Origin of the sequence: Burkholderia sp. WSM2232 (assembly GCF_000472545.1) — a bacterium.
Classification (GTDB): Bacteria; Pseudomonadota; Gammaproteobacteria; order Burkholderiales; family Burkholderiaceae; genus Paraburkholderia.
The window spans coordinates 24,012-49,631 of the sequence record NZ_AWZV01000014.1; the positions used below are offsets into that span (position 1 = coordinate 24,012).

Here is a 25,620-nt window from a genome sequence, read left to right on the forward strand (position 1 = left end):
CGGCATCGGCAGCACGACTAGCGTGCTGGCTCAGTAATCCGAGTCTTCGATCCATGCAGCCTGAATTGCCTCGAGGATCTTTTCGTTCGACCGGTTAGGGTCGTCGTCGAATCCCTCCAGTTCGGTGACCCACCGGTGCAGGTCCGTGAAGCGCACCTGCTGCGGATCGATGTCCTGGTACTTGTCGGTCAGGGCCATCGCGATGTCTTGCGTATCGGTCCACTTCATGGCTGCGTCCTCCTCTTAGTGGTTTTCCTTCGCGTGATTGATCGAGTAACGCGGGATTTCAACAACCAGGTCCTGCTCAGCCGGCACGATGGCCTGGCACGACAGACGCGAAGCCGGCTCGAGCCCCCACGCCTTGTCCAACAGATCGTCCTCGTCTTCGCCGGACGGCGTCAAGGCGGCGAAACCCTCACGCACGATCACGTGACAGGTAGTACACGCGCACGACTTCTCGCACGCGTGCTCGATTTCAATGCCGTTATCGAGCAGATTGTCGCAAATACTCTTGCCAGGCACGGCATCGATCACCGCGCCTTCGGGGCACAGTTCGACGTGAGGCAGCACAACGATTTGAGGCATACATGTTCCGTTTGGTCTGAGGCGCGGCCTCAAACAGGCTTCGCACCATTTTACTGGCGACACGCCCGCTTGTTAAAGCCCGCATGTCTTCAATCAGGTCCGCACCGCGCTTGTGCAATGGCGGCGAGCCCGGACTCGGCCCGCGCCATCTCGCGACGATCAGATCTCGTCGAGTTTGCGGCCCGCCAGCGCGCGGCGAATGCCCTTGTTCATGCGGCGGGCGGCGAATTCGTCGGTGCCCTCGGCAAGCTTCTTGGTCGCGGCTTCAATTGCGTCGACGTCTTCGCTCTGCGCGAGCGCGCGCAAACCGTTGAGCAGCGCGTCGAGCTCCGCACGCTCGCTTTCGTCGAGCAACTCGGCGTCAGCGGCGAGCGCGACGTCGGTCGCTTCGAGCAGACGCCGCGCCTCCACCTGCGCTTCGCGCAGTGCGCGGGCGCGCATGTCGACTTCAGCCGTCGAAAAGCTGTCTTCGAGCATTCGGGCAATGTCGTCATCCGCGAGACCGTACGAGGGCTTCACGACCACCGACGCCTCCACGCCCGAGCCTAGCTCGCGCGCGAACACGGACAGCAGACCGTCGGCGTCCACCTGGTAGGTCACGCGAATGCGAGCGGCGCCGGCCGCCATCGGCGGAATGCCGCGCAACTCGAAGCGCGCGAGCGAACGGCAATCGCTGACGAGCTCGCGCTCGCCTTGGACGACGTGGATCGCCATGGCGGTCTGGCCGTCCTTGAAGGTGGTGAAATCCTGCGCGCGCGCGACCGGAATGGTCGAATTGCGCGGGATGATCTTCTCGGTCAGCCCACCCATCGTCTCGACGCCGAGCGACAGCGGTATCACGTCGAGCAGCAGCCAGTCGTCGCCCTCGGCGCCGCGGTTGCCCGCGAGCAGGTCAGCCTGGATCGCCGCGCCCAGCGCGACCACCTGGTCCGGGTCGAGGTTGGTCAGGGGCGGCTGGCCAAAGAACGCTTCGACTGCGCGGCGAATCACCGGCATGCGCGTTGCGCCACCGACCAGCACCACGCCCTTGATGTCCTTCGTCGTGACCTTGGCGTCGCGCAGCGCTTTTCTGGTCGGACCGAGCGTGCGCTGCACGAGCGCCTGGGTGATGGACTCGAAAGTGGCCTCGTCGATCGTCAGATCGAGCGTGGCGCCGTTCGAAAGCGTTGCGGCGAGAGTTGCCTTGGGCGCGTCCGAGAGCGCCTCCTTGGTCACGCGCACGCTGTCGAGCAGCAGCCGCACGTCTTCCGGTGTGAGCGCTTGCGGCGCGATGCCCGCCTGCTGCAGCACGTGGCGATACAACGCGTGGTCGAAATCGTCGCCGCCGAGCGCCGAGTCGCCGCCTGCCGCCAGCACTTCGAACACGCCCTTGGTGAGCTTGAGGATCGACAGGTCGAAGGTGCCGCCGCCCAGGTCGTAGACCGCGTACAGCCCTTCGGAGCCGTTGTCGAGACCGTAGGCGATTGCCGCCGCCGTCGGTTCGTTCAGCAGACGCAGCACGTTCAGGCCCGCCAGACGCGCGGCGTCCTTGGTCGCCTGGCGCTGCGCCTCGTCGAAGTAAGCGGGCACAGTGATCACTGCGCCGACCAGCTCGTCGCCGAGCGTGTCCTCGGCGCGCTGGCGCAGCGTCGCGAGAATTTCCGCCGACACTTCGACGGGGCTCTTCACGCCGTCGACGGTGCGGATCTGCACCATGCCCGGCGCGTCGATGAAATCGTACGGCGCGTTCTCGGCGCCTTCCACTTCCGCCTTGCCGCGTCCCATGAAGCGCTTGACGGAAACGATCGTGTTGCGCGGATCGGTCGCCGCCTCCGCCTTGGCCGCGCGGCCGATGCGCCGGCCGCCCTTCTCGAGGTAGCGCACCACCGACGGCAGCAGCACATGACCTTCCTCGTCGGGCAGCACGTCGGGCACGCCGCTGCGCACGGCGGCGACGAGCGAGTTGGTCGTGCCGAGATCGATACCGACCGCGAGACGCCGCTGGTGAGGCGCCGGCGCCATGCCGGGTTCGGAGATTTGCAGTAGGGCCATCTGGATCTTCTCGGAGCCGCGAGGCCCCGTCCTGAATTTGCGTTGCTGAATGTGATGCCAAGGCCGCAGCCGAAGCCACCTGAGCTTCACCTTAGCGCCGCCGATACACTGCCGGGGACGCTGCAATGCGGCGGCGAGTCAGGCGATAAGGGCCAATCTAGCCCTCGAGCCGCTCGATCTGCGAGCCGATTTCCGACGCCACCCGTTCGATGAACATCAACTGCCGTACTGCCTCGCCCGCCGCCTGATTCGCGCCGCTGTCGAGCAGCGCGCCGAGCTTTTCGAAGCGCACGCGCTCTTCGTCGCGCAACTCGGTGAGCAGGACGTCGAGCGCGTCGACGTTCTTCGCCGCGGCCGCGTCTTCAATGCTTTCGCGCCATTCCATCTGCTGCATCAGAAACGCGGGTTCCATGGCCGTGTTGTCATGCGCGCCCACGTCGAGGCCGCGCAAATGCAGCAGATACGTCGCGCGCTTGAGCGGATCGCGCAGCGTCTGATACGCCTCGTTCGCGCGCGTCGCCCATTGCATCGCGATGCGCTTTTGCGCGTCGCCGGCCGCCGCGAAGCGATCCGGATGCACTTGGGCCTGCACCGTGCGATACGCGTGATCGAGCGCAGCCGGATCGAGCGCGAATTGCGCCGGCAGACCAAAAAGGTCGAAGTGGCTATCGTTCAGCGAGGCCATCGGATAAATATTTTTTCGTTCAGAGAAGCGCACCGAAGTGCGGCTCACGTGCAGCCCGAATGCTGCGCGGGCAGTCACGTCGTGCGAATTCGCGCGGCAAACTAAAAAGGCGGCCCGCGCCGCCTTTGGTCCGCTGCACGCGGAGTTGCTCCCGCTACACGCGGAACGACTCGCCGCAACCGCACTCGTCCTTCACGTTCGGGTTGTTGAATTTGAAGCCTTCGTTCAGGCCCTCACGCGCGAAGTCGAGCTCGGTTCCGTCGATATACGCGAGGCTCTTCGGGTCGACAATGATCTTCACGCCGTTGCATTCGAATACCTCGTCCTCGGGCGCGAGTTCGTCCACATATTCGAGCTTGTATGCCAAGCCGGAGCAGCCAGTGGTGCGCACGCCCAGACGCAGACCCACGCCTTTGCCGCGACGGGTCAGATACTTCTGCACGTGCTGTGCTGCCTTTTCGGTCAACGTAATTGCCATAGCGTTTCTCATTGCGCGGTGCGTGCGGATGCGCCGCTACCCTGCTTGCATCAAATATCGCTCTTGCCGGACGGCGCCATTCGCGCCATCTGCCTGCTTCACTTCGCCTCGCTGGTCGCGAACTCCACGGCTTCAGGCGTGCTGCTTCTCGCTCTCGGCCACTGCTTCGCTGTGACGCTGCTTGTAGTCGGCGACCGCTGCCTTGATTGCGTCTTCCGCGAGAATCGAGCAGTGGATCTTCACCGGCGGCAACGCCAGTTCTTCGGCGATCTGCGTGTTCTTGATCGACATTGCCTCGTCGAGCGTCTTGCCTTTCACCCACTCGGTCACGAGCGAGCTCGACGCGATTGCCGAACCGCAGCCGTACGTCTTGAACTTCGCGTCTTCGATGATGCCGTCCGCGCCCACGCGGATCTGCAGCTTCATCACGTCGCCGCACGCGGGCGCGCCCACCATGCCGGTGCCGACCGCGTCGTCGTCCTTCGCGAACGAGCCGACGTTGCGCGGGTTTTCGTAATGGTCCAGAACCTTGTCGCTATAAGCCATGATTACACTCCTTGATTCGTTTCAATCCGCTGTTCCGTTGAACGCGCGGTGGACTTGAACTGCGCGAAAATTTTTCGACTAGCCGGCGCGTCAGTGCGCTGCCCACTGGATGCTCGAAATATCGACGCCGTCCTGATGCATTTCCCACAGCGGCGACAGATCGCGCAGTTTCGAAATCTTCGTCTTCAGCAGATGGATCACGTAGTCCACGTCCTGCTCGGTCGTGAAGCGGCCCACCGTGAAGCGGATCGAGCTGTGCGCGAGTTCGTCGTTACGGCCAAGCGCGCGCAGAACGTACGACGGTTCGAGCGAAGCCGACGTGCACGCCGAGCCCGACGACACCGCCACGTCCTTTACCGCCATGATCAGCGACTCGCCCTCGACGAAATTGAAGCTGATGTTCAGGTTGTGCGGCACACGCTTTTCCATGTCGCCGTTCACATACACTTCTTCGATTTCCGACAGACCGCGCAGCAGCCGGTCGCGCAGCATGCGAATGCGCTCGTTCTCGGTTGCCATTTCTTCGCGCGCGATGCGGAATGCCTCGCCCATGCCGACAATCTGGTGCGTAGCCAACGTGCCCGAACGCATGCCGCGCTCGTGACCGCCGCCGTGCATCTGCGCTTCGATACGCACGCGCGGCTTGCGGCGCACGTACAGCGCGCCGATACCCTTCGGGCCGTAGGTCTTGTGCGCAGAGAACGACATCAGGTCGACTTTCAGCTTTTGCAGGTCAATGTCGATCTTGCCGGTGGCCTGCGCGGCGTCCACGTGAAAGATGATGCCTTTTTCACGGGTAATCTCGCCGATTGCCTCGATGTCCTGGATCACGCCGATCTCGTTGTTCACCGACATGACCGACACCAGAATCGTGTCCGGGCGCAGCGCGGCCTTGAACTTTTCGAGGTCGATCAGACCGTCGTCCTGCACGTCGAGATAGGTAACTTCGAAGCCTTCGCGCTCGAGCTCGCGGCAGGTGTCGAGCACGGCCTTGTGCTCGGTCTTCACCGTGATGATGTGCTTGCCCTTGCTCTTGTAGAAGTGCGCCGCGCCTTTGATGGCGAGGTTGTCCGACTCGGTCGCGCCCGAGGTCCAGATGATTTCGCGCGGATCGGCGTTCACCAGGGCCGCGACGTGCTCGCGCGCTTCTTCGACTGCGCGCTCCGCCGTCCAGCCATACGAGTGGCTGCGCGACGCGGGGTTGCCGAACTGCTCGCGCAGATACGGAATCATCTTGTCCACCACGCGCGGATCGACCGGTGTCGTGGCGCTGTAGTCCATGTAAATGGGCAGGTGGGGAATCTCGTTGTTCATCTATCGCTCCGGGGACGTCGTGTGCTCTGGCTTCTGTATTCGCTATCGCGCTGCGGTGATGCCGCGCCGCGTCTTACGAACCGGCCATGTTGAAAACGGAATTGGGACCTTTGGGTGCGACGCGCACCGGCTCGACCGCCGGCGCCTCGCTGCGCCTGTCGCGCAGAACCGTAGGCGCGCCTTCGCGCGAACGCTGCTGATCGACCAGATCCTTCAGGGAGACGGAATCCAGGTACTCGACCATTTTCTGGTTCAGCGTGGACCACAGCTCATGGGTCATGCAGTGGCCGTCGTGCTGCTTGGTGCCTTCACATGAGCCCTTGCCGCCGCACTGCGTGGCGTCCAGCGGTTCGTCCACCGCGATGATGATGTCGGCCACCGTCACGTCTTCGGGACGGCGCGCGAGGTTGTAGCCGCCGCCCGGTCCGCGCACGGACTCGACGATTTCATGGCGACGCAGCTTGCCAAACAGCTGCTCGAGGTAGGACAGGGAGATATGCTGGCGCTGGCTGATACCCGCAAGCGTCACCGGGCCCTGCTCCTGGCGCAGCGCCAGGTCAATCATCGCCGTGACGGCGAAACGGCCTTTCGTGGTGAGTCTCATATGTATGGGGAACCGCTATTCTCGACAAGTTTTGTCAAGTATAAATACATGAGCGATTTAGTCAAGTATCCCTGTCGCGATATGGGTCATTCACTTAAATGTTTGCGCGCCGTTTGCGCACCGCTTGCGCACCTTTTAGCGGCGGCACGGCGAAGCTAGCCGAGCAATTGGGGATGCAATGCGGCGATGAGTCCGCGGCACGCCGCTTCGCACTGGTCCAGCACCTGTTCGAAGCCCTCTGCCCCGCCGAAGTACGGATCGGCGACTTCGCGTGCGCCGCTCCAGCGAACGTCGCTTTCCGGCACGAACTCCATCAGCAGGCGGATCTTGTCCTGCTGCTGTGGCGGGCAAACCTGGCGCAGCGCGGCGACGTTCCTGTCGTCCATCGCGATGAGCAGATCGAAGCGGTCAAAGTCGATTTCCGCAATCTGACGCCCGCGCAATGCCGCGAGATCATAGCCCCGGCCACGCGCGGCGTGCTGCGCCCGCTCGTCCGGCGGCTCGCCAATGTGCCAATCGCCGGTACCGGCCGAGTCGATCAAAATCTGCTCCGCGAGCTTCGCCTCTTCGACGAGACCGCGCATGACGGCCTCCGCGGTCGGCGAACGGCAGATGTTCCCGAGGCAGACAAAGCAGATGGACACAGTTTTCATCGCAGGCTTCTTGTCGCGCTTGGAGCGCAATGAGGGCGAACGACGTTGAAAATATGACCTCGCCGCACGGTGCCGCGATTATACAAAGCCGTGCGAAATCGCGTCGGCCGGCCGCGCGGCGCTCTGCCGCCGCGCCTCATGGCTCAGGACGCCTGCATTAAAGGCAGCGCGGGAATCTCGCGCAACGGTTTGACCGCAGGCGAGGAGGCATCGTCAATCATCCCGTAGGACACGGCCCGGGCGAGCTCCGCGCTCAGTTGATCTGCCGCGAGCGGCGCCTGCGGGCCGCGCGCCGCCGCATCGCTGCACACGTGCAGATAGGCTGCTGCGGCCAAACCGATAACGAGCGCGAGCGGCCAGTACATCGCTATTGTCTTTCTCATGATGTGTTATTCCAGATGATGGCTAGCGAATGCGTTACTCACTATGCCCATCACGAATGCTATAGGAATCAACAATCGGGAAAAACCCGCTGCGCCGCGATACAGCGTTGTCTGAAATGGAACAGTGACTGGGGACTTCACCGGCACGGCGCTTGTGGACACAGCCTGGCACGAAAAATAAGTCCTTACAAAAGCATACAAAGCTAGCGCGACAGATGCGCATAATTGCGGTCTCATAGCTATGAAACCTCCTGCCTCGGGCTTGAAATGAAACGCTTTGCACCTTTGGCCGCCGCCACCCTCGCCGTCCTCCTCGGCGGCTGTGCTGTCTACCCCGACGGCACACCGATGTACAGCAACGGCTACAGCACTTATGACGGTTACGACGGGTACGGCGTGCCGGTCGTCCCCCAGACCAACGTCTACATGGGCTATAGCAATTATTACGGCCCGGGGTATTACGACGGTCCGGGGCGCTATTACGGACCCGGCCCGGGATATCGCGGCTATCCGGGGCGCCCGTATCATGACGGGGACAACGGCAATCGCGGGGGATACGGTGGCTCACGCGGTCAGCCGAGCGGCGGACCGCCGCCGCAAGGCGCGGTGGCCAGCCCGCGCGGACCGAGCGGATCGAACGCGCCGCGGCCCGGCGTTGCGCCGCCGCCCCCGCCAGCACCCGCCCCGCAGGCAGGCGGAGGTGGTCGCGGCAACGGCGGAGCGCCGGTCGCGAGAGGCGTTCCGAATCGGCCTTCGGGCGGGCCGACCGAGCATTAAAGCTGCGCTTTAGCTGCGTACGGTGGGGCGCGAAGGTGGCGCGAGCCTTGTGAGCGCTGCGCCCCGGGATGTCCGTCGGCGCGCCGGGCGTGCCGTGCAAGCGGCGACGCGGGCAAACGCGGAGACTCGACGCTCCTACTGTTGATGAGCTAGACCGCGCGAGCGCATCGGCAAGGCTTGCATCAACCGATATGGCTGCGCTGTGCGGCGTACAACTCCCTGAATGTACGCCCGACCGGTGCGGGCATCTCGCGCGTGTCGGTCCAGCCGGCACCCGCCAAAGGCAGCTTCGCGATCGAGCGGTTCTTCCCGCCCATGCGCTCCAGCACACGTACGGCAAGCTTGGTGAAGAGCGCATAAGCATCCGGATGCATCGCCAGAAAGCCCCATAGCGCGAGACCGGCGCGCTCTTTCCACGGGCGCAGGCGCCGCTCAACCTGTTTCTCGCGCAACTTGCGCAGCAGGTCCGACAACGGAATGCCTACCGGACACACGCTGTTGCACTCGCCGCAGAGCGTCGCCGCTTGCGGCAGATCAAGTGCCTTGTCGAGCCCCACGTAGCTCGGCGTCAATACCGAGCCCATCGGGCCCGGATAGACCCAACCGTACGCGTGGCCGCCCACCTTCTGATAAACGGGGCAATGGTTCATGCACGCGCCGCAGCGGATACAACGCAGCATCTCCTGAAAATCGCCGCCGATAAGCCCCGTGCGTCCGCCGTCGACCAGCACCACATACATATGCTCCGGTCCGTCCTGATCGCCCTCGCCGCGCGGCCCGGTGAGCACGGAGAAGTAATTGGACGTGCTCTGGCCCGTCGCGGAGCGCGGCAACAGGCGCATGGCCGTCGCGAGATCTTCGAGCGTGGGCAGCACCTTCTCGATGCCGGTGACGGCAACATGCACACGCGGCATGACGGTACACATGCCTTCGTTGCCTTCGTTCGTGACGAGCACGACAGAGCCGGTTTCCGCGATCACGAAGTTGCCGCCCGTCACGCCCATGTCGGCACTCATGAAGTGCGGCCGCAGCATCTGGCGGGCTTCGAGCGTCATGTCCGGAATCTCCGTCAGACGCGGCCGGCCATGCGTTCGCGCAAAGAGGTCGGCAATCTCGTCCTTATCTTTATGGACGACAGGCGCGATGATGTGGCTCGGCGGTTCATTGCCGTTGATCTGCAGGATGTATTCGCCGAGATCGGTTTCGATGGATTGCACACCCATTTGCCCGAGCACTTCGTTCAGGCGCAGTTCCTCGGTGACCATCGACTTCGTCTTGATCACCTTCTTCACCTCGTGGCGGCGCGCAATGTCGCCGACGAGCCGTGCCGCTTCCTGCGTAGTCTCGGCGAACAGCACCGTGACGCCGCGCCGGGCCGCTTCGCGCTCGAAGGTTTCCAGCCACACGTCCAGATTCTCGAGCGCGCGGTTGCGGCGCTCTTTCAACGCGGCGCGCGTAGCCGGAAAGTCGATGGCCGTGAGCGCCGTGGCGCGCGCGGAGACGAACTTGGTGGAGAGCTTGGTGAGGTTCTGCTGCAACCGCTGGTCGGCGAGCTTCTGACCGGCGCGCGCCTTGAACTGCATCGACTGGATTTGCATGGCTTCTCCCTCAAACGTCGCCAGCCAGTACCTGCGCGATATGCAGCACGCGCGTGGCGGTGTCGCCGGTACGCCTCAGGCGCCCTTCTATATTGAGCATGCAGCCTAAGTCGCCGAGCACTACGGTGCCGGCGCCGCTGTCACGGATATTGGCGCACTTTTCGTCGACGATGGCCGTGGAAATGTCGCCGTACTTGACCGCGAAGGTGCCGCCAAAGCCGCAGCAATGCTCGCAGCCCTTCATTTCGGTCACCGCCACGCCCACCTGTGCGAGAAGCTCGCGCGGCTGCGCCTTTACGCCGAGCTCGCGCAGGCCGGAACACGAATCGTGATAGGTGACCTGCCCTGTGAACTCGCCGGGCTGCAACTGAACCTTGGCAACGTTGACGAGGAAATCCGTCAGCTCGAATACCTTGGCGCGCAGCCGGCCAAAGCGGGTCATCAGTTCGGGATCGTCGGCGAAAAGGTCGCCGTAATGCACGCGAATCATGCCGCCACAGGAGCCCGACGGTACGACCACGTAGTCGAACTGTTCGAATTCGCGTAGCGTTTTCTCGGCGAGGTCGCGCGCGATGCGCCGCTCCCCCGAGTTATAGGCAGGCTGGCCGCAGCAGGTTTGCGCAGGCGGCACCACCACCTCGAAGCCGGCGCCTTTGATGAGCTTGATTACCGAAAAACCGATCTCGGGCCGCATCAGGTCAATCAGGCAGGTGACGAACAATCCGACTCGCATGAGCCCTCCTCCGGGAAAACGTCCCTGATTATCCGCTGTTTGGCGCACAATACCAACGGCCGGAAGGCATAGGACGAATGCGTTGCCGAATTCGAAGAGCGCCTCCAAGTGCGTTCGCTTTTTTCACGATACGAGATACAATCAATTTCCGCTGTTTGACGCGTCAACTGATTCTTCTTATGAGCGACACGAACCCGGATCCCAAAACTTCGATCCAGGTGATCGAACGCATGATGCGCCTGCTCGACGCACTCGCCGCGCATAGCGACCCGGTCAGCCTGAAAGAACTTGCCCTGCGCACGGAACTGCATCCGTCCACCGCGCACCGCATCCTGAACGATATGGTGATGTGCCGCCTCGTCGACCGGTCGGATCCCGGCACGTACCGGCTCGGCATGCGCCTGCTCGAACTCGGCAATCTGGTGAAGGCGCGGCTCTCGGTGCGCGACGCGGCACTTACGCCGATGCGCGAGCTGCACCGTCAGACCGGCCAGACGGTGAACCTGTCGGTGCGTCAGGGCGACGAGATCGTCTACATCGAGCGCGCTTATTCCGAGCGCTCCGGCATGCAGGTGGTGCGGGCCATCGGCGGGCGCGCGCCGCTGCATCTCACTTCTGTCGGCAAGCTTTTTCTGGCCGCCGACGAATCCACGCGCGTGCGCGCATACGCAACGCGCACGGGCCTGTCGGGCCACACGCAAAACAGCATCACCGACCTCGCCAAGCTCGAGCGTGAGCTTTCACATGTGCGTCAGCAGGCATGCGCGCGCGACAACGAAGAACTGGAACTGGGCGTGCGATGCATCGCCGCAGGCATCTACGACGACACCGGCAAGCTGGTCGCCGGGTTGTCGTTGTCGGCGCCGGCCGACCGCTTGCAGGATTCCTGGCTCGGTCAACTGAGCCAGACGGCGCTGGTGATTTCGGAGGCGCTCGGGTATCGGCCGCAAGCCTCGCAGAATCCGGGCCATCATCCCAATTCGCACAGCTAGCGCTGCGCGGCAAGCCGCTCACTGGCTTGCAAAGGCTCAGAATAAAAAAGCCCCGCATTTGCGGGGCTTTGCGTTTGCGGCGGCGGGTTACGCACGCGACCGCACGCGGACCATCTCAAGTACCAGGACCGCCAGCGTCCGCGCTCGTGATACGCGCCTGATCGCCACCGTTATCCAGCCACGTGCGCAGCCGCGTGGCGTCCGCAAACCGCGAGTACTTGCCCGACGAATCGAGCAGCACCAGCACCATCGGGCGGCCGTGAATGTTGGCTTGCATCACGAGGCACTCCCCTGCTTCGTTGATGAAGCCGGTCTTTTGCAGACCGATGTCCCACGTGGGGTTACGCACGAGCGCATTGGTGCTGTTGTAGGCCAGCGTGCGTTTGCCCGTGTACACCTCATAGCTGTGGTCCGTCGAGAACCGGCGAATCAGTGGATATTGATAGGCCGCGTTGACCATCTTCACCAGATCGCGCGCGCTCGACACGTTCTGGCTCGTCAAACCGGTCGGGTTTTCGAAGTGCGTGTCAGTCATGCCGAGCTGCCGTGCCTTCGCGTTCATTGCGGCGAGGAACGCCGGGCGACCGCCCGGGTAGTAGCGCGACAGCGCGGCCGCAGCACGGTTTTCCGAGGCCATCAGCGCGATGTGCAGCATGTCTTCGCGCGACAGCACCGAGCCGACGGACAGACGCGAGCCCGTGTTCTTCTCGTAATCGCGGTCTTCGTCCGTGACCTCGAGCTGATCGGTCATGGGCTCTTTCGAATCGAGCACGACCATCGCGGTCATCAGCTTGGTGATGGACGCTATCGGCACCACGGCGCGCGAGTTCTTGTCAAAGAGCGGCTCGCCGGTGTTCTGGTCGACCACGTACGCGACGCTCGAGCGCAGCATCAGAGCGTCCGGCGTCTCGTGGAGGCCAAACGCCTGGCCGACGGTCGGCGGACGCGGCTCGTACGCGACGCGCCGCACCACGGTGTGGTGACGGCCATTGGTCGTGTAGGTCACGCGCTTGCGCTTGACGCTCGCGCGGGGCGCATCGTCATCCGCGGCGGCCGTTTTGGCGGCCGCAGCCTTGCCGGCTTTCGCGGCCTTGCTGGAGACTTTGGCGGGGGCGGCAGGCTTCTTGCCGGCCTTGGCGTGCTTTGAGGTTTTCGCTGAGGTAGCGGACGTCGCGGCAAAGGTGCTTACTGGCGTGGCAAGCGCCGCCGCAAGGACCATGGAGGCGGCAACCGACAGAGCGGTGCTGCGCGCCGCGCCGTGGATCACTTTCAGCGACGAAAACATGTCGGTTTTCATGGGTGTTCTGTAGGGAGCGGCGAGAGGGTTCCGCAAGTGTATTAAAACAACGAAAAATTAGCAATTTGAAGCACTTATGGGCGCTCTTTAAACCAGCTTGTAAGCTGGGATCGCAAAAACGCTAATAAGTGCCGCGCCTCGATCGATAAAAACGATAAAAGCGCCACGTCTCGGCGACGCGGCCACCCTCAAAAGGGTGTGATCCCTTTAGCATAACGGCAATTGAGAGACAACCTTGATGAGGGGAAACACGGCTCTCGTCGAACGCCAAGCCCCGCGCGGCGTGCCGCGCACGGGGGCGCGCGCCGCGAGGCACCGTCTTAAACGGCTACTGCAAATCACAGACGCGCGTTTGACTGACGTCAACAATTAACGTTCCGTGACGCTTTATGGTTTACATCAATTCGCGTGGACACCGGCCTTTTGTTAAATTTTGCAGCGCACTGCCGAGGCTCTCACAGCGGCTGCGACAGGCGGAACATGTTACCGAAACGCCTTCGAAACGCCACATCGGCAGGTCAATCATGCCGCGTCACGCCCCTGTCATGCGCACCGCATAAGCTATTGTTTTATAAGTGGTTTCTTAAGATTGTGCGATGCACAAAAAGCGCTTGACATTCGCCGGCACCATCTTAAAATAGAAACCATTGCTGCGATGCACAATACATCGCGGCCCGGGCAGACGAATCTGTGCGTCTCGCCACCACCCAATGCGGTCCGCAAAGATCGGCCGCGATCCAGGAGCGTAAACCATGACTCTGCTGACCCCCGAGCAATTCGCTGCAGCCCAGAAAGCCAACTTTGAAACGCTGTTCGGCCTGACCACCAAAGCGTTCGAAGGCGTTGAGAAGCTGGTCGAACTGAACCTGCAAGTCGTGAAATCGACGCTCGCGGAAAGCCAGGAAAATGCCCAACGAGCGCTGTCGGTCAAAGACGCGCAAGAGTTGCTGGCCCTGCAAGCGAGCCTCGCCCAGCCGGTCGCTGAAAAGGCGCTGTCGTATGGCCGTCACGTGTACGAAATCGTCTCGGCAACGCAGGGTGAGTTCGCCCGCGTAGCCGAAGCGCAATTCGAAGAGCAGAACCGCAAGGTTCAGTCGCTCGTCGAAAACGTCGCCAAGAATGCACCGGCCGGTTCGGAAACCGCCGTCGCCGTGATCAAGTCGGCTATCACCGCCGCGAACACGACATACGAAACGGTCCACAAGGCAACCAAGCAGGCTGTCGAAATCGCGGAAAGCAACTTCAACGCAGCCGCCACCGCCGCGTCGAAGGCGGCTTCGCAAGCCGCTGCGCAGGCATCGCGCTCGGCCAAAAAGCCGGTTTAAGTTCCGCGCTTGTCTGTCGGGCCTCGCTTGCGAGGCCTGCATCAAAGCCTGAGCTCAGGCATCGTCCGCGCCGGCCCAGCGTATCCGCTGCGCCGGCGTTGCTGTAAGCAACAGCGTCGTGCCGTTGCCGCTCACACGGTTCCAATTGGCCGAACGCTCCGATACGTCGAATGACGTATCGTTTGCCCGGCCCAGAGCCGGGATTTTTTTGCACCGTGCTTCCTGCAGGGTTTCCCTCAGGCTCACTGGGGGCGCAGCAACGGGAGCGGACGAGTTCTTGCTCGAGGTTTCGGACGATAAAAAACGGCGCGCCCCGCGAAAGGGCGCGCCGTTTTTTTGGTGCCATCCGCACGCAGGCGGATGAGCCGAACGCCTTACTTCTTTTTCTGCGGCGGCAGGTCGGTACACACACCTTCGTACAACTCGGCCGCCATGCCGATCGATTCGCCGAGCGTGGGGTGCGGGTGAATCGTCTTGCCGATGTCCGTCGCGTCCGCGCCCATCTCCACCGCCAGACACACTTCGCTGATCAGATCTCCCGCATTCAGACCGACAATGCCGCCGCCGATCACGCGATGCGTTTCCTCGTCAAAGAGCAGCTTGGTGAACCCCTCGTCGCGGCCGTTGGCAATCGCGCGGCCGGAAGCGGCCCACGGGAACACAGCTTTGCCGTACTTGATACCGGCCGCCTTCAACTGGTCTTCGGTCTTGCCGGCCCACGCCACTTCCGGATCGGTATAGGCCACCGACGGAATCTGGATCGCGTCGAAGTACGCCTTCTCGCCGTGCGCAGCTTCCGCTGCAACGTGGCCTTCGTGCACGGCTTTGTGCGCGAGCATCGGCTGACCGACGATATCGCCGATCGCGAAAATGTGAGGCACGTTGGTGCGCATCTGCTTGTCGACTTCGATAAAGCCGCGATCCGTCACCGCCACGCCGGCCTTTTCGGCACCGATCTTCTTGCCATTCGGCGAACGGCCCACGGCCACCAGCACGAGGTCGTAGCGCTGTGGCTCGGCCGGTGCCTTCTCACCTTCGAACGACACGTAGATGCCGTCTTCCCGGGCCTCTGCCGCAGTCGTTCTGGTCTTGAGCATGACGTTCGCGAAGCGCTTCGCGTTGTACTTCTCCCAGACCTTCACCAGATCGCGGTCCGCACCGGCCATCAGGCCGTCGAGCATTTCGACCACGTCGATCTGCGCGCCGAGCGTCGCGTACACCGTCGCCATTTCCAGCCCGATGATGCCGCCGCCGATCACAAGCATGCGCTGCGGAATCTGCCGCAGCTCGAGCGCGCCCGTCGAATCGACGACACGCGGATCTTCCGGTATGAACGGCAGCTTCACCGCTTCGGAACCCGCCGCGATGATCGCCTGCTTGAACCGCACGACCTTCTTGCCGCCTTCGGTCTGCACTTCCATGTGGTTCGGATCGACGAACGCACCGGTGCCTGTCACGACCTCGACCTTGCGCATCTTCGCCATGCCGGCGAGACCGCCGGTGAGCTTCTTGACCACGCCCGACTTGAAGTCGCGCAGCTTGTCCAGGTCGATTTGCGGCTTGCCGAACGTGATGCCGTGTGCGCCGAGCGCTTCGGCTTCGTCGATCACAAGTGCGGTATGCAGCAGCGCCTTGGACGGAATGCAGCCGACGTTCAGGCACACGCCGCCAAGCGTCGAATAACGTTCGACGAGCACGGTCTTCATGCCGAGGTCGGCGGAACGGAACGCGGCCGAATAACCGCCGGGGCCCGAACCGAGCACGAGCATGTCGCATTCGATGTCCGCGCTGCCGCTGAAGCTGCCCGCTTGCGGCGCGGGCGCGGCGGCCTTGGGCGCAGCGGCAGCTGCGGGAGCCGGTGCGGGCGCCGGCGCAGCGGCCTTCGGCGCTTCTTTCGCGGACGACGCTTCGCCCGACGTTTCCACGAGCGCGATCACCGTGCCTTGCGAGACTTTATCGCCGGCTTTGATGCGCACTTCCTTGACCGTCCCGGCGGTATCGCTCGGCACTTCCATGGAAGCCTTGTCGGACTCGAGCGTCAGGAGCGACTGTTCCTGCTCGATCGTATCGCCTGGCTTGATATTGACTTCGATGACATCGACGTCCTTGAAGTCGCCGATATCCGGCACTTTTACTTCGACGAGACTCATAGTGTCCCCTTCTCCTGTTGATCGTGACGAGCGAAGCACCTGCGTCGACAAGGTCTGATAGCTGGCCGCGCGACAGACAGCAATATCCGTTGCTGTCCTCATGAGGACGCACCGTTGCCCCACGGGGCAACGCAGGAGACCGATGTGGCAACAGGTCCTACGCAAACGCGCGGATCACCGGCCGCGGCCGGCGCCCCGCGCAACATCACATCAAAGAATCACACGCCGGAAATCGGCAAGAATCGACCCGAGATACGCATTGAAGCGTGCCGCTTCGGCGCCGTCGATCACACGATGGTCGTAAGACAGCGACAGCGGCAGCGTGAGACGCGGCACGAACTGCTTGCCGTCCCACACCGGCTTCATCGCGCCGCGCGACAAGCCGAGAATCGCGACTTCGGGCGCGTTGATGATCGGCGTGAAGTTCGTACCGCCAATGCCGCCCAGCGACGAAATCGAGAAGCACCCGCCTTGCATCTGGTCGGGCTTGAGCTTGCCTTCGCGCGCGGCCTTCGACAGGTCGGTCATTTCCTTCGCGATCTCGACGAGGCCCTTCTTGTCCGCGTCGCGAATCACCGGAACCACGAGACCGTTCGGCGTGTCCGCAGCAAAACCGATGTGGTAGTACTGCTTGAACACGAGGTTGTCGCCGTCGAGGCTCGCGTTGAAGGTCGGGAATTTCTTCAGCGCCGACACTACCGCCTTGATCACGAACGCCAGCATCGTGATCTTCACGCCGGCCTTTTCGTTTTCCTTGTTCAACTGCACACGCAATGCTTCAAGTTCGGTGATGTCCGCTTCGTCGTTGTTCGTGACATGCGGAATCATCACCCAGTTGCGATGCAGATTAGCGCCGGAGATCTTCTTGATGCGCGACAGCGGCTTCGCCTCGAACGGGCCGAACTTCGAGAAGTCGACCTTCGGCCACGGCAGCAGATTCAGCTCGCCGCCGCCTGCCGCCGCGGGCGCTGCCGCGCCTGCCGGCGCCGCGCGCTGGCCCGTCATCACGCCCTTGATGAACGCGGTGACGTCCGCTTGCGTAATGCGGCCTTTCGGGCCCGTGCCCTGAACCTGCGTGACGTCGACGCCCAGCTCGCGGGCGAACTTGCGCACGGACGGCGAAGCGTGGCTGGTGCGGCGCGAGCCACCCTCGCCTGCGGGAATCAACGGCGCCTGCGCAAGCGCGGACGGCGAAGCCGGTGCCGGCGACGGCGCAACCGGCGCGTCCGAGGGCTTTTCGGCTTCCTGTTTCGGCGCGGCGGCGGGTGCCGGAGCGGGTGCGGCAGCAGCGCCTTCGGCTTCCACCACGACGATCACCGAGCCTTCCGACACGGTATCGCCCACCTTGACCTTCACTTCCTTGACGACGCCGGCAGCGGAACTCGGCACGTCCATCGTCGCCTTGTCGGATTCGAGCGTGACGAGCGACTGCTCTTTCTCGACGCGATCGCCGACCTTCACCGCGACTTCGATGACGGGAATGTCTTTATAGTCGCCGATGTCCGGCACCTTTACTTGCTGGAGGCCACCGCCGCCGGACGCGGGAGCAGCAGCCGGTGCTGGTGCAGGCGCGGGTGCAGACGCAGGCGCGGGTGTTGCTGCCGGTGCAGGCGCGGCAGCCGGTGCGGGCGCCGGTGCAGCCGCGCCACCCTGTGCGCCGTCCAGTACGACGATCAGCGAACCTTCGGACACGTTGTCGCCAACCTTGACCTTCACTTCCTTCACGACGCCGGCCGCCGAGCTCGGCACGTCCATCGTCGCCTTGTCGGATTCCAGCGTAACGAGCGATTGCTCTTTCTCGACGGTATCGCCCGCCTTCACCAGCACCTCGATCACAGGAATGTCCTTGTAATCGCCGATGTCCGGCACCTTGACTTCGATCGCTTGACTCATTGTTAGTGTCTCCTGGGCCGCGCACGCGGCCTGCCTGCGCCGGTCGGAACCGGTCAGGGGCAGGCGCGCACGCCGTGGCACACGGGGAATGATGCCTTAGACGGTCATCGGGTTGGGTTTGGCGGGATCGAGGTTGTACTTCTTGAGCGCCTCGGCGACCACCTTGCGTTCGATCGTGCCTTCGTCTGCCAGTGCATTCAGCGCGGCAACGGTGACCCAGTAGCGGTCGACTTCGAAGAAGTGACGCAGCTTCTCGCGCGTGTCCGAGCGGCCATAGCCGTCCGTACCCAGCACGACGAAGCGTTGCGGCACGAACGCGCGGATTTGTTCGGTGAGCGCGCGGACATAGTCCGTCGATGCAATCACCGGACCTTGCGCGTCCTTCAGCAGCTTCTCGACGTGGGAGAGCTTCTTCTCTTCCGTCGGATGCAGCAGGTTCCAGCGCTGCACTTCGTGGCCTTCGCGCGCGAGCTCGGTGAAACTCGGCACGCTCCACAGGTCGGCGGCAACGCCCCAGTCGTTCTTCAGCAGCTCGGCGGCGGCGATCACTTCGTTGAAGATCGTGCCCGCGCCCATCAACTGCACGCGCGGCGCCTTGCTGTCGGCTTCGGCCTTGCGGAACGAGTACATGCCCTTGATGATGTCGGCCGCCACGCTCTCTCCCTGCGGAATCGCCGGGTGCTCGTAGTTCTCGTTCATCACCGTGACGTAGTAGTACACGTCTTCCTGTTCCGCGACCATGCGGCGCAGACCGTCCTGCATGATGACCGCGAGTTCGTAACCGAACGTCGGGTCGTAGCTGATGCAGTTCGGCACCGAAGCAGCCCACAGCAGCGAGTGGCCGTCTTCGTGCTGCAGACCTTCGCCGTTCAGCGTGGTGCGGCCCGCGGTGCCGCCCAGCAGGAAGCCGCGCGAACGCATGTCGCCCGCCGCCCACGCGAGGTCGCCGATACGCTGGAAGCCGAACATCGAATAGAAGATGTAGAACGGGATCATGATCTCGCCGTGCGTCGAGTACGACGTCGCGGCTGCGATCCAGTCCGACATGCCGCCGGCTTCGTTGATGCCTTCCTGCAGGATCTGACCGGTTTCCGACTCGCGGTAGAACATCAACTGGTCGGAGTCTTCCGGAATGTACTTCTGGCCGTCCTGATTCCAGATGCCGATCTGGCGGAACAGACCCTCCATACCGAACGTACGCGACTCATCCGGCACGATCGGCACGATGCGTTTGCCGAGCGCCTTGTCCTTCAGCAGGATGTTGAGAATGCGCACGAACGCCATGGTCGTGGAAATCTCGCGGCCTTCGCCCGTGCCCTTGAGCAGCGGCTCGAAGGCGGAGAGATCCGGCACCGGCAGCGACTCGGCCTTCTGGCGGCGCGCCGGCAGGTAGCCGCCCAGCTCCTGGCGGCGGGCGCGCATGTACTCGAGTTCCTTCGAACCTTCTTCGAACTTCAGGTACGGCACGTTGACGATGTCTTCGTCGGAAATCGGCAGGCGGAACTGGTCGCGGAATTTCTTGAGCTGCTCCACCTGCATCTTCTTCTGCTGGTGGGTGATATTCATTGCCTGGCCGGCTTCGCCCATGCCGTAGCCCTTGATCGTCTTGGCGAGAATGACGGTCGGCTGGCCCTTCGTGTGGGTAGCTTCGTGGAACGCCGCGTAGATCTTGTGCGGATCGTGGCCGCCGCGGTTCAGGTTCCACACGTCTTCGTCCGACCAGTCGGCGACCAGCGCCTTCAGCTCCGGCGTATTGAAGAAGTGCTCGCGGACGAACGCGCCCGACTCCGACTTGTACGTCTGGTATTCGCCGTCCACGACTTCCATCATGCGGCGCATCAGTGCGCCCGACTTGTCGCGCTGGAACAGCGCGTCCCAGCGGCTGCCCCACACGACCTTGATGACGTTCCAGCCTGCGCCGCGGAATTCGCTTTCCAGTTCCTGGATGATCTTGCCGTTACCGCGCACCGGACCGTCGAGGCGCTGCAGGTTGCAGTTGATCACGAACACGAGATTGTCGAGCCGCTCGCGGCCGGCCATGCCGATCGCGCCGAGCGATTCCGGTTCGTCCGTTTCGCCGTCGCCGAGGAAGGCCCAGACCTTGCGACCGTCGGTCTTCGCAATGCCGCGCGCCTGCAGGTACTTCATGAAGCGCGCCTGGTAGATCGCCATGATCGGGCCAAGGCCCATCGAAACGGTCGGGAATTGCCAGAAATCCGGCATGAGCCAAGGGTGCGGATACGACGAGATGCCCTCGCCGCCCACTTCCTGGCGGAAGTTGTCGAGTTGCTGCTCGGTCAGACGGCCGAGCAGGAATGCGCGCGAGTACACGCCCGGCGACGAGTGACCCTGCACGAACACGAGGTCGCCGCCATGCTCGGGCGACGGTGCGTGCCAGAAATGGTTGAAGCCGACGTCATACAGTGTGGCAGCGGACGCGAACGACGCGATATGGCCGCCGACATTGGTGTCCTTGCCGGCGCGCAGCACCATCGCGATGGCGTTCCAGCGCGTGTACGAACGGATGCGGTGCTCGATGTCCTGGTCGCCGGGAATCTTCGCCTGACGCGACACCGGAATCGTGTTGATGTACGGGGTATTAGCGGAGAACGGCAAATGTTCGCCATGCACGCGGGCGAACTCGATCTGCTTCTCAATCAGGTAGTGGGCACGGTCGGGGCCAACAGCAGAAATCACGCCATCCAGCGCTTCCAGCCATTCGCCGGTTTCCTGGGGATCGTCGTCTTTTTCAGCGGCGACATATTTCATGACTTCGTCGGGTACAGCGGACATGCTCGTCTCCTGGATATAGAGGAACGCTCTTTGAACAGACGACGCGGACGAAGCACGGCCGCGGCAGCTTCGGCCGATTGTAATAAGGGTCCCGACGTCCACGCAACAAAATTTTCGAATTACGAGATTCATTCTCATAATGCGGAAAATTGCTGCGGCGCAACTTGATTTGACTGCCTTTGCGGGGATACGTCGGCTAGTTTGCGCCGATTAACGGGACTTTCCGCGATTTTTTGCGCCATTTGCCAGCTACGCGCTGCGCTACAATGCCACGCATGTTGACCGAACGGCTTTTCGCTCGATCGGCGCGCTCCGCTGGTTCGCCGGCGGATTCGTCGCCGTCCTCCCGCTGGCACCATGGGCCATGGTGGTCCAATTCCTATTTGCTGACGCCGCTCCTGTCGATCCTCGTGTTTCTGGTCGTCATGAGCCTGATCTTGTGGAGTTTGAACCGGCGCGAGCAGCAACAGCAGGAAGACACGCTTTATCGCAACGTCGCGTGGGCGCAGCAGCAAATCCGCCTTTCCATGACGGGCGCGCAGGAGCAGATTCAGGCGCTCGCGCGCGATCTCGCCGCCGGCCACGCCGATCCGCATTCGTTCCAGGCGTCTACCACGGACGTCATGCAGGGGCATCCCGAAATCCTCTACATGAACTGGTACACGAGCCAGCAGCAGCCGCGCTGGCCCAATACGGCGCTGCCCGTGTTCGGGCAGCGGCTTGCCAAGCCCAACGACACGCAAATGGACGAAGCGGTGAAAGCCGCCTTCGCCGAGGCGCGCAGCACGCGCCGCCAGGTGTATTCGCCGCTCATTTATGACGACGTCGGCAACGGCTACATCACGTTGCAGACACCGGTTTTCCGCGACCGCGAATTTCTTGGCTCGATTGCCGCGGTATTTTCGGTGGAAGGCATTCTCAAGCACGACATTCCGACTGAGCTGTCGGCCAAGTACAAGATCTCGATCATCGACGCGAACAATCGCGAGCTGACCACCACGTCCACGCGCCCGCGCCTGCCGCGCGACATGTTCTACGACCTGCCGCTCGACCCTCCGGGCCAGGGCGTCTCGGTGCGCGTCTATGCGTTCCCCCAGATGACCAACTTCACCAACAACACGCTGGTGTGGCTGGTGGCGGGTCTGTCGTGCTTCGTCCTGTGGAGTCTGTGGAGTCTGTGGAAGCACACGCGCCAGCGTTTCGAGGCGCAGCAGGCGCTGTATGCGGAAGCATTCTTCCGTCGCGCAATGGAAAACTCCGTGCTGATCGGCATGCGCGTGCTGGATATGCACGGGCGCATCACGCACGTGAATCCGGCGTTCTGCCGCATGACCGGCTGGGACGAAAGCGATCTGGTCGGCAAGACCGCGCCGTTCGCCTACTGGCCGCGCGACTCGTATCCGGAAATGCAGCGCCAGCTCGACATGACGCTGCGCGGCAAGGCGCCCTCCTCCGGTTTCGAATTGCGGGTGCGACGCAAGGACGGCTCGATGTTCCATGCGCGTCTCTACGTGTCGCCGCTGATCGACAGCTCGGGCCGCCAGACCGGCTGGATGTCGTCGATGACGGACATCACGGAGCCGAAACGCGCGCGCGAGGAACTGGCCGCCGCGCACGAGCGCTTCACCACCGTGCTGGAGAGTCTGGACGCCGCGGTGTCTGTGCTCGCCGCCGACGAAGCCGAACTGCTGTTCGCCAACCGCTATTACCGGCATCTGTTCGGCATTCGGCCGGACGGTCATCTGGAACTGGCGGGCGGCGGGTTCGACAGCGCGCAGGCGTCGTCGGATTCCATCGACATGGTCGACACATACGCCGGGCTGCCCGCCGCCGCGCTGACGGAGAGCACGGCCGACGCGCAGGAAGTCTATGTAGAGAGCATCCAGAAGTGGTTCGAAGTGCGCCGTCAGTACATTCAGTGGGTGGACGGTCACCTCGCGCAGATGCAGATCGCAACGGACATCACCACTCGCAAGCAGGCGCAGGAACTGTCGCGTCAGCAGGATGAAAAGCTGCAATTCACCAGCCGCCTGATGACGATGGGCGAAATGGCCTCGTCGCTCGCGCACGAGCTGAATCAGCCGCTCGCCGCGATCAACAACTATTGCTCCGGAACCGTCGCACTGGTTAAATCGGGTCGGACAACGCCTGACAATCTGCTGCCCGTGCTCGAAAAAACCGCCCAGCAGGCGGTGCGCGCGGGCATGATCATCAAGCGCATTCGCGAATTCGTGAAACGCAGTGAGCCGAAGCGTCAGGCCACACGCGTATCGGACATCGTCGCGGACGCCGTGGGGCTCGCCGAAATCGAAGCGCGCAAGCGGCGCATTCGCATCGTCACCGACATGCGCTCGCGGCTGCCGGTGATTTATGTCGATCCGGTGCTGATCGAGCAGGTGCTGGTCAACCTGTTGAAGAATGCCGCCGAGGCCATGGCCGAAGCGCGGCCGCACGCGGTGGATCCGGTGATCCGCGTGGTCGTGCGGCTGGAGAGCGGCTTTGTGTGCATCAGCGTCGTCGACCAGGGGCCGGGCGTCGACGAAGCAACGGCCGAGCGGCTGTTCGAACCGTTTTACAGCACCAAGTCCGACGGCATGGGCATGGGGCTGAACATTTGCCGTTCGATTATCGAATCGCACCGCGGCCGTCTGTGGGTGGTCAACAACGTCGAGTCCGACGGCCACATCACAGGCGCCACGTTCCACTGCAGTCTGCCTATTGGAGAGCCTGACGGCCCGAGCAACGGCGGGTCCGAGGCACCGACACCACAAACCGTTACGGGAGAGCTATGAACAGCCCAGTCACCACACAGGAAACTGTCTTTGTCGTCGACGACGACGAGGCCGTGCGAGATTCGCTGCGCTGGCTGCTGGAGGCGAACGGCTACCGCGTGCAGTGCTTCTCCAGCGCCGAGCAGTTTATCGACGCGTGGCAGCCGCACCAGCATCCGGGCCAGATCGCCTGCCTGATTCTCGATGTGCGGATGTCCGGCATGAGCGGACTGGAACTGCAGGAACGCCTGATCGCGGACAATGCGTCGCTGCCGATCATCTTCGTGACGGGTCATGGCGACGTGCCGATGGCCGTGTCCACGATGAAAAAAGGCGCGATGGACTTCATCGAAAAACCGTTCGACGAAGCCGAACTGCGCAAGCTCGTGGAGCGCATGCTCGACAAGGCGCGCAGCGAAAGCACCAGCGTGCAGCAGCAGCGCGCGGCCGCCGAGCGCCTTGGCAAGCTCACCGCGCGCGAGCATCAGGTGCTCGAGCGCATCATTGCAGGCCGCCTGAACAAGCAGATCGCCGACGACCTCGGCATCAGCATCAAGACGGTGGAAGCGCACCGCGCCAACATCATGGAAAAGCTCAACGTCAACACGGTCGCCGACCTGCTGCGACTCGCGTTGTCCAACAAGCCGCAACCGGCGCAATAAGGCGACGGCGGCGCGCGCGGCATTCGCCGCGGCGCGCCGCGCACTTCCGGCCGGACTGCCCTGTCCGGCGTCTCACCGGGTTCTCGTCCGGACCTTCCCGTTCTTCGCGCCCCGCGCAGCGGCGCCTTGCACCCGCGCCTTGCATCTGCGCATTGCATCCGTCAGCGGACGTCGTGGGCCTCGCCGCTCGCGCCGGTATAATGACGGACTCCGCAGCGACGCCTACCGCCAATTGGCGTCGCGCGCTTTTCATGTGCCGACCGGTTGCTGCTGAAAAACGCCATCGTCCACGGCACGCACGCTGCCCCGCTTACCACACTGTCCCTCTCGACCGACCATGACTGCCAAATTGATCGACGGCCTAGCCCTCTCGAAGACACTGCGCGCCGACGTCGCCGCGCGCGCCGCCGCCCTCACCGCCCGCGGCCATCAGCCGGGCCTCGCCGTCGTGCTGGTCGGCGACAATCCGGCCAGCGAAGTCTACGTGCGCAACAAGGTGAAGGCGTGTCACGACAACGGTCTTGGTTCGTCACTCGACCGTTATCCGGCGGACCTGTCGGAAGCGGAATTGCTCGAGCGTATCTATGAACTGAATCGCGACCCGCTCATTCACGGCATTCTCGTGCAACTGCCGCTGCCGCCGCATATCGACAGCCACAAGGTAATCGAGGCAATCGCGCCGGAAAAGGACGTGGACGGTTTTCACGTTGCCAACGCCGGCGCGCTGCTCACGGGCCAGCCGCTGTTCCGCCCGTGCACACCGTATGGCGTAGTGAAAATGCTCGCGGCTTATGACATTCCTCTGCAAGGCGCGAACGCGGTGGTGATCGGCCGCTCGAACATCGTCGGCAAGCCGATGGCGTTGCTGCTGCTCGAAGCCGGCGCGACGGTCACTATCTGCCACAGCAAGACCCGCGATCTGGCCGCGCATACGCGCAACGCCGACATCGTGGTCGCGGCCACCGGCCTGCGCAACATTCTCACCGCCGACATGGTGAAGCCTGGCGCCGCGGTGATCGACGTGGGCATGAATCGCGACGAAGCAGGCAAGCTGTGCGGCGACGTGGATTTCGCGGGCGTGAAGGACGTGGCCGGCTACATCACGCCGGTGCCGGGCGGCGTCGGTCCAATGACCATCACGATGCTGCTGGTGAACACGATCGAAGCCGCCGAGCGCGAAGCGGCGAAAAACGGCTGATGCGAAAAAGGAAAGCGCTGGGCACCTGCTAGCCCCGCGCTTTCAACTCGCTACGCAACCTGCTTGGCACGCTCCTGCCCGATTTACTGCGCGATCAGCTTCAGCGCTTTTCCGCCTTTCCCGCCTTTCCCGCCTTTCCCGCCGCATACGGA

The 25,620-nt window shown here is 63.2% G+C and carries 22 protein-coding genes; 6 read left to right on the forward strand and 16 right to left on the reverse strand.

Annotated elements, in window-relative coordinates:
• Window positions 1–30: 30 nt before the first annotated feature.
• The 10 genes from iscX to F757_RS0114570 form a co-directional block, all read right to left on the reverse strand.
• Window positions 31–228 carry a Fe-S cluster assembly protein IscX gene (gene iscX / locus F757_RS0114525; RefSeq protein WP_013338769.1) on the reverse strand — a complete coding sequence of 66 codons (198 nt, stop codon included), beginning with the start codon at window positions 226–228 and terminating at the stop codon, window positions 31–33.
• Between the two features lie 15 nt (window positions 229–243).
• Entirely contained in the window at window positions 244–585 is a 342-nt protein-coding gene (gene fdx, locus F757_RS0114530) for an ISC system 2Fe-2S type ferredoxin (RefSeq protein ID WP_027212031.1), read from the reverse strand.
• A 159-nt stretch (window positions 586–744) separates the two neighbouring features.
• Window positions 745–2,616: a Fe-S protein assembly chaperone HscA gene (gene hscA, locus F757_RS0114535; protein ID WP_027212032.1), complete on the reverse strand. Its 1,872-nt coding sequence runs from the start codon at window positions 2,614–2,616 to the stop codon at window positions 745–747.
• A gap of 157 nt (window positions 2,617–2,773) precedes the next feature.
• Window positions 2,774–3,301, reverse strand: coding sequence for a Fe-S protein assembly co-chaperone HscB (hscB, locus tag F757_RS0114540; protein WP_027212033.1), 528 nt, complete (start codon window positions 3,299–3,301; stop codon window positions 2,774–2,776).
• A gap of 154 nt (window positions 3,302–3,455) precedes the next feature.
• A complete protein-coding gene (gene iscA, locus F757_RS0114545; protein WP_027212034.1) occupies window positions 3,456–3,779 on the reverse strand; it encodes an iron-sulfur cluster assembly protein IscA in 324 nt (107 codons plus the stop codon).
• A 132-nt stretch (window positions 3,780–3,911) separates the two neighbouring features.
• Entirely contained in the window at window positions 3,912–4,325 is a 414-nt protein-coding gene (gene iscU, locus F757_RS0114550; protein WP_027212035.1) for a Fe-S cluster assembly scaffold IscU, read from the reverse strand.
• Window positions 4,326–4,415: 90 nt separating this feature from the next.
• Window positions 4,416–5,639 carry an IscS subfamily cysteine desulfurase gene (locus F757_RS0114555; RefSeq protein ID WP_027212036.1) on the reverse strand — a complete coding sequence of 408 codons (1,224 nt, stop codon included), beginning with the start codon at window positions 5,637–5,639 and terminating at the stop codon, window positions 4,416–4,418.
• A 73-nt stretch (window positions 5,640–5,712) separates the two neighbouring features.
• Complete coding sequence (iscR, locus tag F757_RS0114560; RefSeq protein WP_027212037.1) at window positions 5,713–6,243, reverse strand: Fe-S cluster assembly transcriptional regulator IscR; 531 nt, start codon at window positions 6,241–6,243, stop codon at window positions 5,713–5,715.
• A gap of 155 nt (window positions 6,244–6,398) precedes the next feature.
• Complete coding sequence (locus F757_RS0114565) at window positions 6,399–6,896, reverse strand: low molecular weight protein-tyrosine-phosphatase (RefSeq protein WP_027212038.1); 498 nt, start codon at window positions 6,894–6,896, stop codon at window positions 6,399–6,401.
• Between the two features lie 143 nt (window positions 6,897–7,039).
• A complete protein-coding gene (locus tag F757_RS0114570; protein WP_027212039.1) occupies window positions 7,040–7,279 on the reverse strand; it encodes a hypothetical protein in 240 nt (79 codons plus the stop codon).
• 267 nt (window positions 7,280–7,546) lie between these two features.
• Between F757_RS0114570 and F757_RS0114575 the strand changes: the two genes are divergently transcribed.
• Window positions 7,547–8,056, forward strand: a complete 510-nt coding sequence (locus tag F757_RS0114575; protein ID WP_027212040.1) for a hypothetical protein — start codon at window positions 7,547–7,549, stop codon at window positions 8,054–8,056.
• Window positions 8,057–8,238: 182 nt separating this feature from the next.
• Here F757_RS0114575 and F757_RS0114580 read toward each other — a convergent pair whose 3' ends face one another.
• Entirely contained in the window at window positions 8,239–9,654 is a 1,416-nt protein-coding gene (locus F757_RS0114580; protein WP_027212041.1) for a lactate utilization protein B, read from the reverse strand.
• Window positions 9,655–9,664: 10 nt separating this feature from the next.
• On the reverse strand, window positions 9,665–10,387 hold the full coding sequence (locus F757_RS0114585; RefSeq protein ID WP_027212042.1) for a (Fe-S)-binding protein: 723 nt from the start codon (window positions 10,385–10,387) through the stop codon (window positions 9,665–9,667).
• Window positions 10,388–10,566: 179 nt separating this feature from the next.
• On the opposite strand from F757_RS0114585, the gene F757_RS0114590 reads away from it, so the two are divergent.
• Window positions 10,567–11,379 (forward strand): IclR family transcriptional regulator, encoded by an 813-nt coding sequence (locus tag F757_RS0114590; protein ID WP_027212043.1) that lies wholly within the window; start codon window positions 10,567–10,569, stop codon window positions 11,377–11,379.
• A gap of 115 nt (window positions 11,380–11,494) precedes the next feature.
• Here the strand turns inward: F757_RS0114590 and pbpG are convergent, their stop codons facing one another.
• A complete protein-coding gene (gene pbpG, locus F757_RS0114595) occupies window positions 11,495–12,676 on the reverse strand; it encodes a D-alanyl-D-alanine endopeptidase (protein WP_027212044.1) in 1,182 nt (393 codons plus the stop codon).
• A gap of 752 nt (window positions 12,677–13,428) precedes the next feature.
• Between pbpG and F757_RS0114600 the strand changes: the two genes are divergently transcribed.
• Window positions 13,429–14,001, forward strand: a complete 573-nt coding sequence (locus F757_RS0114600) for a phasin family protein (RefSeq protein WP_006051259.1) — start codon at window positions 13,429–13,431, stop codon at window positions 13,999–14,001.
• Between the two features lie 374 nt (window positions 14,002–14,375).
• Here F757_RS0114600 and lpdA read toward each other — a convergent pair whose 3' ends face one another.
• From lpdA to aceE, 3 genes are all read right to left on the reverse strand, one after another.
• Window positions 14,376–16,151 (reverse strand): dihydrolipoyl dehydrogenase, encoded by a 1,776-nt coding sequence (lpdA, locus tag F757_RS0114605; protein ID WP_027212045.1) that lies wholly within the window; start codon window positions 16,149–16,151, stop codon window positions 14,376–14,378.
• Window positions 16,152–16,361: 210 nt separating this feature from the next.
• Window positions 16,362–18,044, reverse strand: a complete 1,683-nt coding sequence (gene aceF, locus F757_RS0114610; protein WP_027212046.1) for a dihydrolipoyllysine-residue acetyltransferase — start codon at window positions 18,042–18,044, stop codon at window positions 16,362–16,364.
• 96 nt (window positions 18,045–18,140) lie between these two features.
• On the reverse strand, window positions 18,141–20,837 hold the full coding sequence (gene aceE / locus F757_RS0114615; protein WP_027212047.1) for a pyruvate dehydrogenase (acetyl-transferring), homodimeric type: 2,697 nt from the start codon (window positions 20,835–20,837) through the stop codon (window positions 18,141–18,143).
• 275 nt (window positions 20,838–21,112) lie between these two features.
• Here aceE and fixL point away from each other — a divergent pair, with 275 nt between their 5' ends.
• The 3 genes from fixL (at window position 21,113) to folD (ending at window position 25,468) form a co-directional block, all read left to right on the forward strand.
• Window positions 21,113–23,629 (forward strand): oxygen sensor histidine kinase FixL, encoded by a 2,517-nt coding sequence (fixL, locus tag F757_RS0114620; RefSeq protein WP_035466833.1) that lies wholly within the window; start codon window positions 21,113–21,115, stop codon window positions 23,627–23,629.
• The gene (fixJ, locus tag F757_RS0114625; RefSeq protein WP_006051254.1) at window positions 23,626–24,270 is read left to right on the forward strand and encodes an oxygen response regulator transcription factor FixJ; all 645 of its coding nucleotides are present in this window, start codon (window positions 23,626–23,628) and stop codon (window positions 24,268–24,270) included. Before fixL ends, fixJ begins: the two co-directional genes overlap by 4 nt.
• A gap of 337 nt (window positions 24,271–24,607) precedes the next feature.
• Window positions 24,608–25,468: a bifunctional methylenetetrahydrofolate dehydrogenase/methenyltetrahydrofolate cyclohydrolase FolD gene (folD, locus tag F757_RS0114630; protein WP_027212049.1), complete on the forward strand. Its 861-nt coding sequence runs from the start codon at window positions 24,608–24,610 to the stop codon at window positions 25,466–25,468.
• The last annotated feature ends 152 nt before the right edge of the window (window positions 25,469–25,620 follow it).